Below are 1,522 nucleotides of genomic sequence, written 5' to 3' on the forward strand. Positions count from 1 at the left end.
GCGAAGAAGTCTTTTGCCGCCACCCGGCGCCGCCGCTTTGCGCTACGCAGATGCACCTCACCACCGAGCGCGACCAGGGTGAGCGGCATCTCAGCACTTGGATCGGCGTGCGCGAGCGAGCCGCAGATGGTGCCGCGGCTGCGGGTTTGCATGTGCCCGACCCAGGGCAGCGCCATCGCCACCAGCGGCAGCACCTCGGCCAGATCCGGCCAGGCCAGCAGATCGGCCTGGCGCACCCCGGCCCCAATCACGACGGCGTCCTTCTGCCGTTCGATCCTGCGAAGCTCCTTGAGACGCATGATGTCGATCAGGAGTTTTGGCTTGGCAAGGCGCATGTTCAGCATCGCCATCAGCGATTGGCCGCCGGCGAGCACGCGCGCATTGCCGGCCTCCTGCGCGAGCCCATCGAGGACGTCGCCAACTGTCTCGGCGCGGACATAGTCGAAAGCGGGCGGCTTCATCGGCGTCCCCCGAACAGGCTCGCGAGCTTTGCCAGCAGCGCGAACAGCGAGAAGCCGCCGCCCGATGCGCCGCCGCCACCGGCCTTGCGGGCGAGCGCGGTGAAGAACTGGCCAATGATCACGCGTGTCGCACCATCGAGCAGGCGCCCGCCGATGCTGGCGACCTTGCCGCCGATCGCGGCGTCATAGCTGTAGGTCAGCTTTGTCCCGCCCTTGCCATCGGGCGCAAGCGTGATGCGTCCCTCGGCGTTGCCAAAGCCAAGTGCACCTGTGGCCCCACCGCGCAGGGTCACCGCGCGCGGCGGATCGAGATCGAACAAATCGACGTCAGCGCGATAGCGCCCACTGACGGGGCCGATGCCGAGCGTGACGTCGGCACGGAAATGCGTGTCGGTGACCTTGTCGACGCGCTGGCAGCCGGGAATGACGGAATGCAACGTGTTCGGATCAAGCAGCATGGCCCAGACCTGCTCGGGCGCGCCCTTCACCGAGGCCTGCCCCTCGCCGCGTAGCCGCCGGTCGCCTTCGCGCACAGGCGCCGCGGTCGCGCCGCCTGCCGGAGGCGGCGGCTCGGCGCCACGCACCATCTCGGCGAGCCGTGCCGGCACCAGCGGCAGCGTGATGTCGGCAATGCCAAGCGCATCCGCGACCGCGTTGGCGATGCAAACCGGAGTCGACATGCAATTGCCTTCACCGACGCCTTTTGCGCCAAGCGGCGTGAACGGCGACGGCGTCTCCATGTGGATGATCTCAGGCTCCGGCACCTCGGTCGCGGTCGGCAGCAGATAGTCGGCGAGCGTTCCCGTCAGAAAGCTGCCGTCCTCGGCGTAGGCATATTCCTCGTAAAGCGCGGCGCCGAGCGCCTGGGCAAAACCGCCACGGATCTGGCCATCGACCATTCCGGGATGTAAAATCGTGCCGCAGTCGTGCATGGTGACGTAACGGTCGATCCGCGTCTCCAGCGTGGTGCGATCGATTTCGACACCGCAGAAATCGAAGATGAAACCGTGGCAGAGCGAGGAGTTGATGCGGTCGTCCTCGTCCGGCGGAGTCAGTTCCGG

General features: G+C 67.2%; 2 protein-coding genes. Both read right to left on the bottom strand.

Annotated features, from left to right (window positions below):
* Positions 1–461: FAD binding domain-containing protein (locus AC0L30_RS42885; protein ID WP_473406778.1), on the bottom strand; the 461-nt coding region annotated here is incomplete at its 3' end.
* Positions 458–1,522, bottom strand: a 1,065-nt coding sequence (locus tag AC0L30_RS42890) for an SRPBCC family protein (RefSeq protein ID WP_473406779.1), incomplete at its 5' end; no start/stop codon positions are given. The genes AC0L30_RS42890 and AC0L30_RS42885, both read right to left, overlap by 4 nt.

The sequence above is a fragment of the Bradyrhizobium sp. MI1.11 genome, assembly GCF_055811255.1.